Raw genomic sequence first — 13,777 nt, forward strand, 5'->3', positions numbered from 1 at the left:
TGCAAAAGCTGTTCCAGATCTGAAAGAAAAGTTTCAGTAAACTGGCACGTATAATGAATACGCATAATAAAAGGTACAATGTGATGAAACAAAAGTTACAGAGGCGCTATGGAACAACTGGATGAACGTCTGAAAGCACAGTACCCGTCGCTGTCGCCGCAGGAGCAGCGGGTGGCGGACTTTATTTTCGACCATTTTGACGACCTGATTAGCTACAACAGTGCCGAGCTGGCGCAGCTGAGCGGGGTGTCGAAAGCCACGGTCAGCCGTCTGTTTAAGCGTCTGGGCTATGAGAAATATAAGGACATGCGCGACGAGCTGCGCACCCTGCGCCAGAGCGGGATGCCGCTCACCGATAACCGCGACGCGGTGCAGGGCAATACGCTGCTGGCGCGCCACTATAAGCAGGAGATGGCGAACCTGACCCAGTGGGTCAATGCCCTCGACGCGCAGCAGTTTGCCGACGCCATGGCCTGCATGGTGAAGGCGCGGCGCATCGTCATTATCGGCATGCGTAACGCCTATCCGGCGGCGCTGCACCTGCGCCAGCAGCTGCTGCAGGCGCGCGGTCAGGTGCTGGTTCTGCCGCAGCCGGGGCAGAGCCTGGGCGAGGAGCTGGTGGATTTAACGCCGGACGATCTGGTGGTCATGATGGCCTTTCGCCGCCGCCCGCGCATCATCCGCCCGCTGATGCAGCAGCTTCAGAGCAGCGGTATTCCGGTGCTGCTGATGTGCGAGCCGCAGGCGCACAGCCTGTTTCCGCTGGCGAGCTGGCAGCTCTGCGCCCCGCTGGACAGCGTCTCGGCCTATGACAGCTACTCCTCGGTCAACAGCCTGATCAACCTGCTGGCAAACGCCTTCCTGCATGAGATTCTCGATAAAGGCCGTCCGCGCATTCACGAGATTGCCTCCCTCTACCAGCAGCTGGACGAACTCGAACAGCGATAATGGGGCATCAGGGTGGTGCTTTGCATTAAAATGGTGCATGTGGCGGGTCGGGAAAACGCTCGTTTTTTCGACCCTTCCCCGTTTTATCAGGCTTTACAAGAATATTTCCCGCTTCGCCCTATCTGGCACATTAGTTGCAAAATCACATTCAAAGAATCTTTTGTTTCATGTTAACGTTACGGGGAAGCACCATGAAAAAATTGTTGATTGCACTGGCCGGGGCCGCATGTCTCTTCACACAGCTGCCGGCAAAGGCTGACCAGCTTCAGGATATCGAGAAGCGCGGCACCATCCGCATTGCCGTTCCGCAGGACTTCCCGCCGTTTGGCTCGGTGGGGACCGACCTGCAGCCGCAGGGCTATGACATCGACATGGCGCGCTATCTGGCCAAACAGATGAAGCTCAAGCTGCAGCTGGTGCCGGTGACCAGCGCCAACCGCGTGCCGTATCTGCAAACCGATAAGGTGGATCTGGTCATTTCAAGCCTCGGTAAAAACCCGGAGCGCGAGAAGGTGATCGACTTTAGCCGCGCCTACGCGCCGTTCTTCCTCGGCGTGTTTGGTCCGAAAGGCGCCGAGCTGAAAGATGCCGCCGCGCTGAGCGGAAAAACCATCGGCGTGACGCGCGGGGCGGTGGAGGACATGGTGCTGACCGGCCTGGCGCCGAAAGACGCGGACGTGAAGCGCTACGAGGATAACAACACCACGCTCTCCGCCTACCTCTCCGGACAGGTGCAGTACGTGGCAACTGGCAACCTCGTGGTGGCGGCCATTTCGCGCCAGAACGCGGATAAAGCCCCGGTGCCGAGCTTTATGCTGAAAGATTCGCCGTGCTTTATTGGCCTGAAGAAAAACGAACCGGCCCTGAAGGCAAAGGTGGATGCGCTGATTGAGCAGGGCATCAAGGACGGCACGCTGAACGGCCTGTCCGAGCAATGGCTGAAGGCCCCGCTGCCGGCAAACCTTGGCGCCTGAGCCGATGACTGAGCAACTTCATTTCTCCGCGCTCTGGCCGCACTGGCCGGAGCTGCTGGCGGGGCTGTGGGTCACCGTTCAGCTGACGGTGATGGCCACCGTAGGCGGGCTGGCGATAGGGATTTTCGGGGCGGCGATCCGCAGCGGACGCAAAACCTGGTTCAGCCGGATCTGGGGCGGCTACGTGGAAATTATCCGCAACACGCCGTTTGTGGTGCAGCTGTTTTTCATCGTCTTCGGCCTGCCGAATCTCGGGCTGAATATGACGGCCGGGGAAGCGGCGCTGCTGGCCATGGTGGTGAACCTGGGCGCCTACAGCACAGAGATTATCCGCGCGGGCATTCAGGTCACGCCGAAAGGGCAGTGGGAGGCCGGACGCGTGCTGGGGCTGACCCGCCTGCAGACCTTTATCCGCGTGGTGCTGCCGCCCGCGCTGCAGCGCATTTACCCGGCGCTGGTGAGCCAGTGCATCATCGTGATGCTCGGCTCGTCGGTGGTGTCGCAGGTCTCGTATGAAGAGCTGACCTTCGCCGCCAACCTGATCCAGTCCAGAACGTTTCTGAGCTTTGAGGTTTATCTGGTGACAACCGGGATTTACTTAGCGCTGTCGATTACCCTGCGCCAGCTGATGATGGCGGCGGGACGCAAATGGCTGGGGGTGCAGGCATGATGACCACCTTTACCGACTGGGACATTATTCGCAACCTGCTACTGGCCGGACGCTGGACGGTGCTGCTGTCGCTGGTGGCGTTTGTCGGCGGGGCGGCGGTGACGCTGCCGCTCCTGCTGCTGCGCCTCACGGGCGGGCGCACTGTCAGGCGCATCATCCGCGGCTATATTGAGCTGTTTCAGGGCACGCCGCTGCTGATGCAGCTGTTCCTGGCCTTCTTCGGCGTGGCGCTGTTCGGCATCGACGTTTCGCCTTGGACCGCCGCCTCGCTGGCGCTCACCTTCTACACCAGCGCGTTTCTGCTCGATATCTGGAACGGCAGCATTCGCGCCCTGCCGAAAGGGCAGTGGGAAGCGTCGCGCTGTCTGGGGCTGACCTTCGGCCAGACCCTGTTTCGCGTTGTCGCCCCGCAGGCGCTGCGCATCGGCATCGCCCCGACGGTCGGCTTTGCCGTTCAGGTGATCAAAGGCACCGCGCTGGCGTCGATCATCGGCTTTATTGAGCTGACCAAGGCCGGGACCATGCTGACCAACGTGACGTATCAGCCGTTTAAGGTCTTTGCGCTGGTGGCGCTCGGCTACTTTATTCTGTGTTATCCGCTGTCGCGCTACAGCCGCTATCTGGAGACGAAATTCAATGCCTCTCATCACCATTAATCAGGTGCAGAAGTACTACGGCGATAACCACGTGCTCAAGGGCGTCGATCTGGATATCGACATGGGCCAGGTGATCTCCATTATCGGGCGCAGCGGATCGGGCAAAAGCACGCTGCTGCGCTGCATCAACGGCCTGGAAGGCTATCAGGACGGCAGCATCAAGCTGGGCGGCATGACCATTACCGACCGGGATTCTCAGGCGCGCGAAATCAGCCGCTCGGTCGGGATGGTGTTTCAGAGCTTCAACCTGTTCCCACACATGACGGCGCTGGAAAACGTGATGCTCGCCCCGCGTCGGGTGCTGAAGAAAAGCGCCGCCGAATGCCGCGAGCTGGCGCAGCGCATGCTGGAGAAAGTGGGCTTAGGCGATCGTCTGGATTACTACCCGTCGAGCCTCTCCGGCGGCCAGCAGCAGCGCGTGGCGATTGCCCGCGCGCTGGCGATGTCGCCTAAAGTTTTACTCTGCGACGAGATCACCTCCGCGCTCGACCCGGAGCTGGTGGGCGAAGTGCTCAAGGTGCTGGAGCAGCTGGCGGCCGAGGGGATGACGCTCATACTGGTTACCCATGAAATGAATTTTGCCCGCGAAGTGGGCGACCGCGTGGTGTTTATGCACCAGGGGAAAGTCTGGGAGCAGGGCGACAGCAAAACGCTGTTCGCCAACCCGCAGACCACGGAACTGAAGCAGTTCATCTCCTCCGTGCGCGGCCTCAACTGATAAGGACTGACAAATGGATATCGCACGCTTTCCGCAAATCAACCCGCCCCAGCGCCTGCTGATGGGGCCGGGCCCGATCAACGCCGACCCGCGCGTGCTGCGCGCCATGTCGAGCCAGCTGATCGGCCAGTACGATCCTGCCATGACCCACTACATGAACGAGGTGATGGCGCTCTATCGCGGGGTGTTCCGCACCGAGAACCGCTGGACGATGCTGGTGGACGGCACCTCCCGCGCGGGAATTGAAGCCATTCTGGTCTCCGCCATCCGCCCGGGAGATAAGGTGCTGGTGCCGGTCTTTGGCCGCTTTGGTCATCTGCTGTGCGAAATTGCCCGCCGCTGCCGCGCGGAGGTGCATACCATCGAGGTGCCGTGGGGCGAGGTGTTTACCCCGGACCAGGTCGAGGATGCGATTAAGCGTATTCGTCCGCGCCTGCTGCTGACCGTGCAGGGCGATACCTCCACCACCATGCTGCAGCCGCTCGCGGAGCTGGGTGCGATCTGCCGCCGCTACGACGTGCTGTTTTACACGGACGCCACCGCGTCGCTCGGCGGTAACGCGCTGGAGACCGACGCCTGGGGGCTGGATGCCGTCTCGGCCGGGATGCAGAAGTGCCTCGGCGGCCCGTCGGGCACCTCGCCGATCACCCTGAGCGCGCGCATGGAGGAGGCGATCCGCCGCCGCAAATGCGTTGAGGAAGGCATACGCACCGACGCCCACCGCGACGGCGACGAGGAGATGATCTACTCCAACTACTTCGATCTCGGCATGGTAATGGACTACTGGGGGCCGGAACGTCTTAACCACCACACCGAAGCCACCACCGCGCTGTTTGGCGCCCGCGAGTGCGCGCGTCTTATCCTGCAGGAAGGGCTGGATAACGGCATCGCTCGCCACAGGCTGCACGGCGATGCGCTCCTGAAGGGCATTCAGGCGATGGGGCTGGAGACCTTCGGCGACCTGAAGCACAAGATGAACAACGTGCTGGGCGTGGTTATCCCGCAGGGCGTCAACGGCGACCAGGTGCGTAAGCTGATGCTGGAGGATTTCGGGATTGAAATCGGCACCTCGTTTGGCCCGCTGCACGGCAAAGTGTGGCGCATCGGCACCATGGGCTACAACGCGCGCAAAGACTGCGTGATGACCACCCTGAGCGCGCTGGAGTCGGTGCTGAACTACCTGAAATTCTCCACCACGCAGGGGGCCGCCATGCAGGCCGCGTGGGACCACTATCACCGCGAGACGCCGCAATGAGCCCGGCGGCAGAACGGGTGATGGCCCGCGCCGACGCGCTGGCCGCCATCAGCGAAACCCCGGATGCGCTGACGAGGGTCTATCTCTCCACCCAGCATCTGCAGGCCAACCAGCTGGTGGGGCAGTGGATGAGCCAGGCGGGAATGACCGTCTGGCAGGACAGCGTGGGCAACATCTGTGGACGCTATGAGGGCGCGCAGGAAGGGACGCAGGCGGTGCTGCTCGGCTCGCATCTCGATACCGTGCGCAATGCCGGGCGCTACGACGGCATGCTTGGGGTGCTCACCGCCATTGAGGTAGTGGACAGCCTGCACCAGCAGGGTGTGCATCTGGCGCAGGCCATCGAGATTGTCGGCTTTTGCGACGAAGAGGGAACCCGCTTCGGCATTACGCTGTTAGGCAGCCGGGGCATTACCGGCACCTGGCCGCAGGGCTGGCTGGAGAAAGCCGACGCCAGCGGAATCAGCGTGGCGCAGGCTATGACCCTGGTGGGGCTCGATCCTGCCCGCGTGCTGCATGCCGCGCGCCGTCAGGAGGATTTCAGCGCCTATCTGGAGCTGCATATTGAGCAGGGGCCATGCCTTGAGCAGGAGGCGCTCGCCCTTGGCGTGGTGGAAGCCATTAACGGCGCGCGCCGTCTGAACTGCCGCTTTACCGGCGAGGCCGGGCACGCGGGAACCGTACCGATGCTCCACCGCAGGGACGCGCTGGCCGCCGCCGCCGAGTGGATGGTTATCATTGAAAACGCTACCCGACAGCAGGGCGGCAACCTGGTAGCGACGGTTGGCGAGCTGCGCTGTCTGCCGGGGGCGGTGAACGTAATCCCCGGCGAGGTTCAGCTCTCGCTGGATATTCGCGGTCCGCAGGATGCGCCGCTTGATCGGTTGCTTAACGACCTGCTGGAACATGCCCAGGCGATCGCATCGCGCCGCGGTCTGGACTTCAGCGCCGAGGAGTTTTACCGCATTGCCGCCACGCCGTGCGATATCCACCTGCAAAACGTGCTGGAGGAGGCCGTCACAGCGGTACAGGGGCGCTCGCTATCGCTCCCCAGCGGTGCGGGCCACGATGCGATTGCCATCGCGGAACGCTGGCCGGTCGGCATGCTGTTTGTGCGCTGCAAAGGGGGCGTCAGCCACCATCCGGCGGAATCGGTGATGGCTGAAGATGTCGCCCTGGCGATTGAGGTGTTTTCGCGAGCGGTGATCCAGCTGGCGGACCGCGTTACTCCAGCCCCAGCGTATATTGCGCGATCTTAAAGTAGATAATCAGCCCGGTGCCGTCGATAAGCGTCGCGATAAACGGCGCGGAGACGACCGCCGGGTCAATGCCGCAGCGCTTGAGCACCATCGGGATCACGGACGACACAATCGCACTCCAGAGCGTAATGCACACCAGCGTCAGGCTGACGATAAGCGTAATTTCCAGCCCAATCCCCATCATCCAGGCGCGAATGCACCCGGCGACACCGAGCGTGGCGGCAATCATCAGCGAGGTGGTCATCTCTTTACGCAGCACGCGGCCAACGTCGCGCAGGCGGACTTCCCCCAGCGCCATGGCGCGCACCAGGGTGGAGGTGATCTGCGTCCCGCTGTTGCCGCCCGTGCCGATCAGCAGCGGAATAAAGAACGCCAGCGCGATGGCGGACTCCAGCGCCTCTTCAAAATGCTGGATCACCGAGCTGGTGTAGGCCTCCGCGACAAACAGCAGCAGCAGCCAGACGGAACGTTTCTTCCACAGGCTATACGGGCTGGTGTCCAGATAGGGCTTCTCCAGCGGCAGCGTCGCCCCCTGAAGCTGGGCGTCTTCGGTGACGTCATCTTCCAGCAGATGGGCGATTTCGCGCTCGGTCAGGCAGCCGACGAGCTTGCCGTGGGTGACCACGGGCACCACATCCGCGCCGCCGTGTGCCAGCAGTCCGGCAACGTCGGCACGTTCATCCTCCGGTTTGACCTGCAAAAACTGCGAAATCATCAGCGATTTCACCGGCTGTACCGTATCGGCGGTTTGCAGCAATTTACGCACGGCAATCATGCCCGCCAGGCGGCCATTGTCTTCAATAAAAATATGAGACGGAATATCGTCGTCTTTTAATTTTTCGAAGAATTGCTCGCGCGCCAGCGCCACGCATAATGAAATATCGAGGACAATAAAATCGGTATTCATATATTGCGCAATGGCGCTGTCATTGAATGCCAGATTCTGGTTGTGAATAGCGTAAGACATAGTGAATTCCCTTTGAATAATAACATCTCTCAGGGGCGAGCAAGACAGGGCATGTCGAAGAGGAGATCCCCACGTCCTGGGTTCAGCACTGTACACCGTATCCCGCGAGGGAAGTTATACTGACAAAGCCTTGATTCGACAGTGCCTGTTTTACCCTGTGTCGGTTCTCTCGAACCTACCAGAGCGATAACGTGTATTTGTACAGGAGCCTCGCCATAACGAGATCGTTGTAAAACGATAGGAATAATACGCTTATTTAAATTTACCGCTCAGAAAATTAAATAATGTTTAAGAACGGTTTAGACGATTTTTATTAATAAAATGTTGAGGGTTTATTTAGGTTAATTCATTTCTAATGGAGGATTAAATAATCAACGAAGGAGAGGGTAATGGCGTGGTTTGATAATCTGCTGAATCATTTTGCGCTGTATCCGGCACATCTTTTCGCGCTGTTATTTGTGATGGCGCTGAGTAAATCGACGGTGCTGATCTCCTCCGTGCTGCCGCCCGCCTCGGTGATGCTGCTGGCGGGCATTACCGTTAGCCAGACGAGCATGCATTCTGCACTGGCGTGGCTGGCCATAGTTTTGGGGGCAACGGCGGGTTCGGTGCTGAACTACCATATCGGCCAGCTGATGGGGCACACCCGGCTGGTCACGCGTTTCACCTCAAAGCATGCCGATAAGTTCTTGCGGGTACAGCATCAGTTGCAAAAGAACGGTGTCATCGTGCTGTTTACGTCGCGTTTTCTGGCGGTGTTGCGCTACATCGTGCCGCTGGCGGCGGGCATGCTCAGGCTGAATGCAGTCAAGGTCTACGCCGTCAGCCTGCTTTCCGCCTGCGCATGGGCGGCGCTGTATGTCGGCATTATCACCGGCATCAGCGCCTTTTGAGTTACAAACTCCCCATTCCGCCGTCCACCAGCAGCTCCGTTCCCACCGTGTAGCTCGACTCGTCGGACGCCAGATAGAGCGCGGCTTTTGCCAGCTCCGTCGTCGAGCCCATTCTGCCGAGCGGCACCAGCTTGATGATCTCCGCCATCATCGCGTTAAGCGCCTCCTCGCTTAAGCCCGTTTTGGTAAACGCCGGGGTTTCCACCGGACCGGGGCTCAGGCCGTTGACGCGGATCCCGCGCGGCAGCAGCTCCGCCGACAGCGTGCGCGCCAGCGACAGCAGGGCAGCCTTGCTCGCGGCATACACGCTGCTGGTGGGCAGGCCGATACGCGCGCTCACCGAGCCGCAGAGGATCACCGACGACGGGTTATTCAGCAGCGGCAGCAGCGCCTGAATTAAAAAGAACGGCCCCTTCAGGTTGATGCCCATCAGGCGGTCCCACGCCTCCTCCTGCCAGGCTTCCAGCGGCGCGTGCGTTACGTCGCCGGCGTTGAGAAACACCGCGTCCAGGCGTGGCCAGCGGGCGGCGAGGGTTTCCGCCAGCGCTTTTTGTGAGGCGATATCTCCCGCATCGGTCGGGATCACCCAGGCCTTATCGCCAAGAATACGTTCTGCTTCGGCGAGGGTGTCCGGGTTGCGTCCGGTCACGGCGACGCGCGCGCCTTCGGCGATAAACGCCTGCGCGGTGGCAAGACCGATGCCGCTGGTGCCGCCGGTAATCAGCGTATATTTATCTGTTAAACGACCCATGTTCTTCTCCTGAAATGTCTCTGGAGAAAGCACTATAGAAACGTTAGTATCGAAAGGAAACCAGGTACCAAATGGATACTAAAGAGGCAAGAGGTGTGCTATGGCAGAAATGCTGGAGGTGTGCTGTGAAAAAAAATCTGAGGCGTATACCTGCCCGATGACGCAGTTTGTTAACCTGATTTCCGGTAAATGGGCGATCCCTATTCTCTACCGCCTGATTGTCTTTAACACGCCCGTACGCTTTGGCGATCTGCTGCGGGCCGCTGCCCCCATCACGCAGAAAGAGCTGACGAAGCAGCTGCGCCTGTTTGAGCAGCGCGGGCTGGTGACGCGGACGGTCTACCCGGAGATCCCCCCGCGTGTGGAGTATCAAATCACCGCGCTGGGGTTAACCCTGCAGGACGCACTCTCCCCGCTGGCCGCCTGGATGAGCGAGTACGGCGACCAGCTTGAGCGTTAGGCTACTGTTTTGCGTAGCGCGGTGCCGGAATGCCGGTGCGCGCGCTGTTGAACAGCTCAAGACGCGCCGCTTCGTAGCGATCCCACAGGCCAGCGTCATGCATCGGCGGGATGGTGATCGGTTCACCCTGATCCAGACCCGCCAGCGATGCATCCACCATATCGTCGGTGGTCATCACCGATCCTTCCGGCAGATCGTTCACCGTGACGCCCGAATGGCTCCAGATTTCCGTCGCCGTGGCGGCGGGCAGCACGGCCTGAATGCGCACGCTGCTGTCGGCAAATTCTTCCTGTAACCCACGGGTAAAGCTCAGAACCCACGCCTTGGTGGCGCTGTAGAGCGCGCTACCGGCACGGACGTGCAGCGCTAACACCGAGGCGATATTGATCAGCGTGCCGCGATTGTTCTGCGCCAGGCGCGGCAGGATGGCGTAGGTCAGACGCATCAGCGCCGTGGTGTTCAGGGTGTTAATGGCCTGATGCTGCGCCACATCGCCTGCGAGGAACGGCGCCATCTGGGCGGTACCCGCGTTGTTAATGAGCGTATCAATGGCTGTGTTGCTGCGCAGCTCCTCTTCCACGGCGCGGATCCCCTGTTCATCGGTAAGATCGGCCACCAGAATATCGACGGCCACGCCGTAGCGCGCGCGAAGGTCGGCGGCAAGGGTCTTCAGGAGATCTTCGCGACGGGCGACCAGCACCAGGTTAGCGCCGCGCGCGGCAAGGCGATCGGCATAAACGGCACCAATTCCGGAAGAGGCGCCCGTAATCAGGGCGGTGGTGATTTGCGTAGTCATCGTGTGTTACCTCAAGGCAAAGTGGGTTATTTGGTTTCAAGATGAAACTGAATAAACTCTCTGCTATTTGGTTTTATAATGCAACCATATTTGCGAGCATTTTGTGCTTTTGCCGTCGGGAACTATCAGGAGGGGAGTTTCGCCACGATCTCTTCAGGCGTCAGTTCGCGGCCATCGTCGGCGATAAGCGCCAGTTTACGCAGGGGTTTGCGCTGTTCGGTATCGACCAGAACGGTGCCGCATTCGTTTTCAGCAAACAAAAATTCATTCCCCCACTGGGAGAGGGCAACCAGCACCGTTTGCAGGGCGCGCCCCTTCTCGGTCAGGACATACTCCTGCCAGGCGCTGCCGTCGGACGCGGGCTGAAGCCGGAGGATGCCTTCGTCGACCAGCAGTTTTAGCCGCGTGGTCAGCATGTTTTTGGCGATACCAAGGCTTTTCTGGAACTCGCCGAAGCGTTTAATTCCGCGCAGCGCGTCGCGCACGATCAGCAGCGACCACCAGTCGCCGATGATATCCAGCGAACGGGCGACGGGGCAGGTGCTTTCTTCGAGGCGGGTACGTTTCACGGTCAATTCTCCGGTGGGGTGTGGTTTTATTATAAAACTTATTGGTGCACACAGTAAGCACGTTAATCATCAGTTTGAGAAATGCTTCCCGGAAAATTGTCACCAATCTGTCACACTGAAGGCGACATTTTAAAACGAGTGAGGAATTAGGGATGAGAAAAGCACTACTCGCGCTGGCAGTCGCCGGTTCCATTTCAGCAACGTTTGGCGTGCAGGCGCAAGAGACGCCGGAAGGGTATCAGCTGGAGCAAGTTTTAATCATGAGTCGTCACAACCTGCGCGCGCCGCTCGCCAATAACGGCAGCGTGCTGGAGCAGTCCACGCCGAAGCAGTGGCCGGAGTGGGAGGTGCCGGGCGGTCAGCTCACCACCAAGGGCGGCGTGCTGGAAGTCTATATGGGCCATTACATGCGCGAGTGGCTGGCGCAGCAGGGGATGGTGAAGACGGGAGAATGCCCGGCGGCGGATAGCGTTTATGCTTACGCCAACAGCCTGCAGCGTACCGTCGCCACCGCGCAGTTCTTCATCACCGGCGCGTTCCCGGGCTGCGACGTTCCCGTGCACCATCAGGAAAAAATGGGCACCATGGATCCGACCTTTAATCCGGTGATTACCGATAACTCGCCGGAATTCCGCGAAAAAGCGCTCAAGGCGATGGAGTCCGAGCGGCAGAAAATGCAGCTTACCGAAAGCTATAAGCTGCTGGAGCAAATGACGAACTACGCCGATTCTCCGTCCTGCAAAGAGAAAAAGGTCTGCTCGCTGGCGGACGCGAAAGATACCTTTAGCGCCGACTATGAAAAAGAGCCTGGCGTATCCGGGCCGCTGAAGGTGGGCAACTCGCTGGTGGATGCGTTCACGCTGCAGTATTACGAAGGCTTCCCGGCCGACCAGGTGGCCTGGGGCGAAATCAAAACCGACCAGCAGTGGCGCGTGCTGTCTAAGCTGAAGAACGGCTATCAGGACTCGCTGTTTACCTCCACCGAGGTGGCGCAAAACGTGGCGAAGCCGCTGGTGAAGTACATTGATAAAACCCTGGTCACCGAGCAGGCGAAAGCGCCTAAGATCACCCTGCTGGTGGGGCATGATTCGAACATTGCTTCCCTGCTCACCGCCCTGGATTTCAAACCCTATCAGCTGCACGACCAGCAGGAACGTACCCCGATCGGCGGCAAGATTGTCTTCCAGCGCTGGCATGACAAAAACGCCAATCAGGAGCTGATGAAAATTGAGTATGTCTACCAGAGTTCAGAGCAGCTGCGTAACGCCAGCGTGCTATCGCTGAAGTCCCCCGCGCAGCGCGTGACGCTGGAGCTGAAAGGCTGCCCGGTGGATGCGAACGGCTTCTGTCCTGTCGATAAATTCAATGCGGTGATGAATAACGCGGCGAAGTAAAGGAGAACCCCCCGCTGCGGCGGGGGGGAACGCTTAGACGTTTTTACGTTCGATGGTTTGCTCGCCCCAGAAGAGCGAGTCTTTATCCGTTTTTTCGAAGGCGCGCACCAGCACCTCATCGTTACCTTCCTCCCAAATCTGCTCGGCCAGCTTTTCATCGTATTTCGCGACTTCAAAGATAGCTTCGGCAATCTCCGGAGAGGTGTTGCGTAAACTTGCCCATTCGCCCACGTGGTGAGCTTTGGATTCTTGAGTTGGCATGCTTGTCCTCCTGTTGGGTGTTAGCCGTTCAGTTTTTTGGCCAGACCCGCGACGTATTCACCCTGATAGCGGGCGATAGACAGTTCTTCATTGCTTGGCTGACGTGAGCCATCCCCACCGGCAATGGTGGTTGCGCCGTACGGCGTACCGCCACGCACCTGGGAAATGTCAAACAGCTCCTGGGCGCCGTAGCCAATCGGCACAATCACCATCCCGTGATGAGCAAGGGTAGTCCAGGTTGAGGTAATCGTCTGCTCCTGACCGCCGCCGGTGCCGGTTGAGCTGAATACGCTTGCGAGTTTCCCGTAGAGCGCGCCGGATGCCCAAAGTCCGCCGGTTTGATCGAGGAAGGTGCGCATCTGGCCTGACATATTGCCGAAGCGGGTCGGTGTGCCGAAGATAATGGCATCATAGTCCGCCAGCTCCTGCGGGGTGGCGACCGGGGCGTTTTGCGTTTTCCCCCCGGCTTTCAGGAAGGCTTCCGCCTGCATGGTTTCCGGTACGCGTTTCACCACAACCTCAACGCCATCAACCCTGTTCGCACCTTCTGCTACCGCGTGAGCCATGGTTTCAATGTGTCCATACATGGAATAATAGAGCACCAGAACTTTTGCCATTTTGCATCACTCCTCGTTTGTTTTTTCTGACAGCGGATCGCTGCGCTCATTTAAAGATATGTCATCACGGCCAGACTGCAAAAATGAACGCCATTTCTTTGATTTATAACAATATGGTTACAAAAAGTCTTTGTAGCAAAATGAAACAACTTTTTGGCGGCGGATTTTTGAAATGATAAGAAAGGTTTATGAATCGCCGTCGCGTCATCTCACTCGAAAGGCTGAGTTCATGTTGCAGAATATTACCTGCGGCTTGCCGGATAGCGGCATTCCACTAAGCTTAGTTTCACGCGGCACAGATAAAGGCTCTGTCCTTGTGTCGCGAGGTGAAAGAATCCTCTTTTACTGAATGCGATATGATGTCTAATGTTTCACATTCTGGAGGTTAGAGATGGCAAACCATCGTGGTGGTTCAGGTAATTTCGCAGAAGACCGTGAAAGAGCATCAGAAGCAGGCCGTAAAGGTGGCCAGCATAGCGGGGGCAACTTCAAGAATGACCCGCAACGCGCATCTGAAGCTGGCAAGAAAGGAGGTAAAAACAGCCACGGCAGCAGTAAGTAACACGCCGGGTTGAACCCCTGCCGCCGG

General features: G+C 59.2%; 17 protein-coding genes and 1 riboswitch. Of the genes, 11 read left to right on the forward strand and 6 right to left on the reverse strand.

Annotated features, from left to right (window positions below):
• Positions 1–108: 108 nt before the first annotated feature.
• From hpxU to hpxK, 7 genes are all read left to right on the forward strand, one after another.
• Positions 109–948, forward strand: coding sequence for a MurR/RpiR family transcriptional regulator HpxU (gene hpxU, locus ACOTZC_RS01395; protein ID WP_023311063.1), 840 nt, complete (start codon positions 109–111; stop codon positions 946–948).
• A 191-nt stretch (positions 949–1,139) separates the two neighbouring features.
• Entirely contained in the window at positions 1,140–1,922 is a 783-nt protein-coding gene (locus ACOTZC_RS01400) for a transporter substrate-binding domain-containing protein (protein ID WP_023311064.1), read from the forward strand.
• A gap of 4 nt (positions 1,923–1,926) precedes the next feature.
• Positions 1,927–2,592, forward strand: a complete 666-nt coding sequence (locus ACOTZC_RS01405; RefSeq protein ID WP_421635556.1) for an amino acid ABC transporter permease — start codon at positions 1,927–1,929, stop codon at positions 2,590–2,592.
• Positions 2,592–3,248, forward strand: a complete 657-nt coding sequence (locus ACOTZC_RS01410; protein ID WP_064791110.1) for an amino acid ABC transporter permease — start codon at positions 2,592–2,594, stop codon at positions 3,246–3,248. The genes ACOTZC_RS01405 and ACOTZC_RS01410 overlap by 1 nt, the downstream gene beginning before the upstream one ends.
• Complete coding sequence (locus tag ACOTZC_RS01415; protein ID WP_008499843.1) at positions 3,229–3,966, forward strand: amino acid ABC transporter ATP-binding protein; 738 nt, start codon at positions 3,229–3,231, stop codon at positions 3,964–3,966. Before ACOTZC_RS01410 ends, ACOTZC_RS01415 begins: the two co-directional genes overlap by 20 nt.
• A 13-nt stretch (positions 3,967–3,979) precedes the next feature.
• Positions 3,980–5,221 carry a pyridoxal-phosphate-dependent aminotransferase family protein gene (locus ACOTZC_RS01420; RefSeq protein WP_248161251.1) on the forward strand — a complete coding sequence of 414 codons (1,242 nt, stop codon included), beginning with the start codon at positions 3,980–3,982 and terminating at the stop codon, positions 5,219–5,221.
• Positions 5,218–6,480 (forward strand): allantoate amidohydrolase, encoded by a 1,263-nt coding sequence (gene hpxK, locus ACOTZC_RS01425; protein ID WP_248182616.1) that lies wholly within the window; start codon positions 5,218–5,220, stop codon positions 6,478–6,480. Before ACOTZC_RS01420 ends, hpxK begins: the two co-directional genes overlap by 4 nt.
• Here the strand turns inward: hpxK and ACOTZC_RS01430 are convergent.
• Positions 6,446–7,447, reverse strand: a complete 1,002-nt coding sequence (locus ACOTZC_RS01430; protein WP_023311069.1) for a magnesium transporter — start codon at positions 7,445–7,447, stop codon at positions 6,446–6,448. The two genes, hpxK and ACOTZC_RS01430, sit on opposite strands and share 35 nt — an antisense overlap.
• A 60-nt stretch (positions 7,448–7,507) precedes the next feature.
• Positions 7,508–7,677, reverse strand: a riboswitch (M-box (ykoK) riboswitch).
• Positions 7,678–7,836: 159 nt separating this feature from the next.
• On the opposite strand from ACOTZC_RS01430, the gene ACOTZC_RS01435 reads away from it, so the two are divergent.
• Positions 7,837–8,340, forward strand: a complete 504-nt coding sequence (locus ACOTZC_RS01435) for a DedA family protein (protein WP_045401766.1) — start codon at positions 7,837–7,839, stop codon at positions 8,338–8,340.
• A gap of 1 nt (position 8,341) precedes the next feature.
• Here the strand turns inward: ACOTZC_RS01435 and ACOTZC_RS01440 are convergent, their stop codons facing one another.
• A complete protein-coding gene (locus ACOTZC_RS01440) occupies positions 8,342–9,091 on the reverse strand; it encodes an SDR family oxidoreductase (RefSeq protein WP_047173167.1) in 750 nt (249 codons plus the stop codon).
• A gap of 100 nt (positions 9,092–9,191) precedes the next feature.
• Between ACOTZC_RS01440 and ACOTZC_RS01445 the strand changes: the two genes are divergently transcribed.
• Entirely contained in the window at positions 9,192–9,551 is a 360-nt protein-coding gene (locus tag ACOTZC_RS01445; protein ID WP_023311072.1) for a winged helix-turn-helix transcriptional regulator, read from the forward strand.
• Between the two features lies 1 nt (position 9,552).
• Here ACOTZC_RS01445 and ACOTZC_RS01450 read toward each other — a convergent pair whose 3' ends face one another.
• Positions 9,553–10,347 (reverse strand): SDR family NAD(P)-dependent oxidoreductase, encoded by a 795-nt coding sequence (locus tag ACOTZC_RS01450; protein ID WP_163353668.1) that lies wholly within the window; start codon positions 10,345–10,347, stop codon positions 9,553–9,555.
• 125 nt (positions 10,348–10,472) lie between these two features.
• On the reverse strand, positions 10,473–10,916 hold the full coding sequence (locus ACOTZC_RS01455; RefSeq protein ID WP_047173168.1) for a winged helix-turn-helix transcriptional regulator: 444 nt from the start codon (positions 10,914–10,916) through the stop codon (positions 10,473–10,475).
• A 152-nt stretch (positions 10,917–11,068) separates the two neighbouring features.
• Here ACOTZC_RS01455 and agp point away from each other — a divergent pair, with 152 nt between their 5' ends.
• Entirely contained in the window at positions 11,069–12,310 is a 1,242-nt protein-coding gene (agp, locus tag ACOTZC_RS01460; protein ID WP_023311075.1) for a bifunctional glucose-1-phosphatase/inositol phosphatase, read from the forward strand.
• A gap of 33 nt (positions 12,311–12,343) precedes the next feature.
• On the opposite strand, the gene ACOTZC_RS01465 is transcribed toward agp, so the two are convergent.
• Entirely contained in the window at positions 12,344–12,571 is a 228-nt protein-coding gene (locus ACOTZC_RS01465; protein WP_008499832.1) for a YccJ family protein, read from the reverse strand.
• A 20-nt stretch (positions 12,572–12,591) separates the two neighbouring features.
• Positions 12,592–13,188 (reverse strand): NAD(P)H:quinone oxidoreductase, encoded by a 597-nt coding sequence (wrbA, locus tag ACOTZC_RS01470; protein ID WP_023311076.1) that lies wholly within the window; start codon positions 13,186–13,188, stop codon positions 12,592–12,594.
• 391 nt (positions 13,189–13,579) lie between these two features.
• Between wrbA and ACOTZC_RS01475 the strand changes: the two genes are divergently transcribed.
• Positions 13,580–13,750: a general stress protein gene (locus ACOTZC_RS01475; protein WP_023311077.1), complete on the forward strand. Its 171-nt coding sequence runs from the start codon at positions 13,580–13,582 to the stop codon at positions 13,748–13,750.
• Positions 13,751–13,777 lie beyond the last annotated feature (27 nt).

Source organism: Enterobacter cloacae complex sp. SHL009, assembly GCF_049237205.1.
In the GTDB taxonomy this organism is placed as follows: Bacteria; Pseudomonadota; Gammaproteobacteria; order Enterobacterales; family Enterobacteriaceae; genus Enterobacter; species Enterobacter cloacae_M.

Excerpts from the sequence above, each read along its gene's own strand:
- hpxU (WP_023311063.1), top strand. The coding sequence starts at position 109 with ATGGAACAACTGGATGAACGTCTGAAAGCACAGTACCCGTCGCTGTCG.
- ACOTZC_RS01400 (WP_023311064.1), top strand. The coding sequence starts at position 1,140 with ATGAAAAAATTGTTGATTGCACTGGCCGGGGCCGCATGTCTCTTCACA.
- ACOTZC_RS01405 (WP_421635556.1), top strand. The coding sequence starts at position 1,927 with ATGACTGAGCAACTTCATTTCTCCGCGCTCTGGCCGCACTGGCCGGAG.
- ACOTZC_RS01410 (WP_064791110.1), top strand. The coding sequence starts at position 2,592 with ATGACCACCTTTACCGACTGGGACATTATTCGCAACCTGCTACTGGCC.
- ACOTZC_RS01415 (WP_008499843.1), top strand. The coding sequence starts at position 3,229 with ATGCCTCTCATCACCATTAATCAGGTGCAGAAGTACTACGGCGATAAC.
- ACOTZC_RS01420 (WP_248161251.1), top strand. The coding sequence starts at position 3,980 with ATGGATATCGCACGCTTTCCGCAAATCAACCCGCCCCAGCGCCTGCTG.
- hpxK (WP_248182616.1), top strand. The coding sequence starts at position 5,218 with ATGAGCCCGGCGGCAGAACGGGTGATGGCCCGCGCCGACGCGCTGGCC.
- ACOTZC_RS01430 (WP_023311069.1), bottom strand. The coding sequence starts at position 7,447 with ATGTCTTACGCTATTCACAACCAGAATCTGGCATTCAATGACAGCGCC.
- ACOTZC_RS01435 (WP_045401766.1), top strand. The coding sequence starts at position 7,837 with ATGGCGTGGTTTGATAATCTGCTGAATCATTTTGCGCTGTATCCGGCA.
- ACOTZC_RS01440 (WP_047173167.1), bottom strand. The coding sequence starts at position 9,091 with ATGGGTCGTTTAACAGATAAATATACGCTGATTACCGGCGGCACCAGC.
- ACOTZC_RS01445 (WP_023311072.1), top strand. The coding sequence starts at position 9,192 with ATGGCAGAAATGCTGGAGGTGTGCTGTGAAAAAAAATCTGAGGCGTAT.
- ACOTZC_RS01450 (WP_163353668.1), bottom strand. The coding sequence starts at position 10,347 with ATGACTACGCAAATCACCACCGCCCTGATTACGGGCGCCTCTTCCGGA.
- agp (WP_023311075.1), top strand. The coding sequence starts at position 11,069 with ATGAGAAAAGCACTACTCGCGCTGGCAGTCGCCGGTTCCATTTCAGCA.
- ACOTZC_RS01465 (WP_008499832.1), bottom strand. The coding sequence starts at position 12,571 with ATGCCAACTCAAGAATCCAAAGCTCACCACGTGGGCGAATGGGCAAGT.
- wrbA (WP_023311076.1), bottom strand. The coding sequence starts at position 13,188 with ATGGCAAAAGTTCTGGTGCTCTATTATTCCATGTATGGACACATTGAA.
- ACOTZC_RS01475 (WP_023311077.1), top strand. The coding sequence starts at position 13,580 with ATGGCAAACCATCGTGGTGGTTCAGGTAATTTCGCAGAAGACCGTGAA.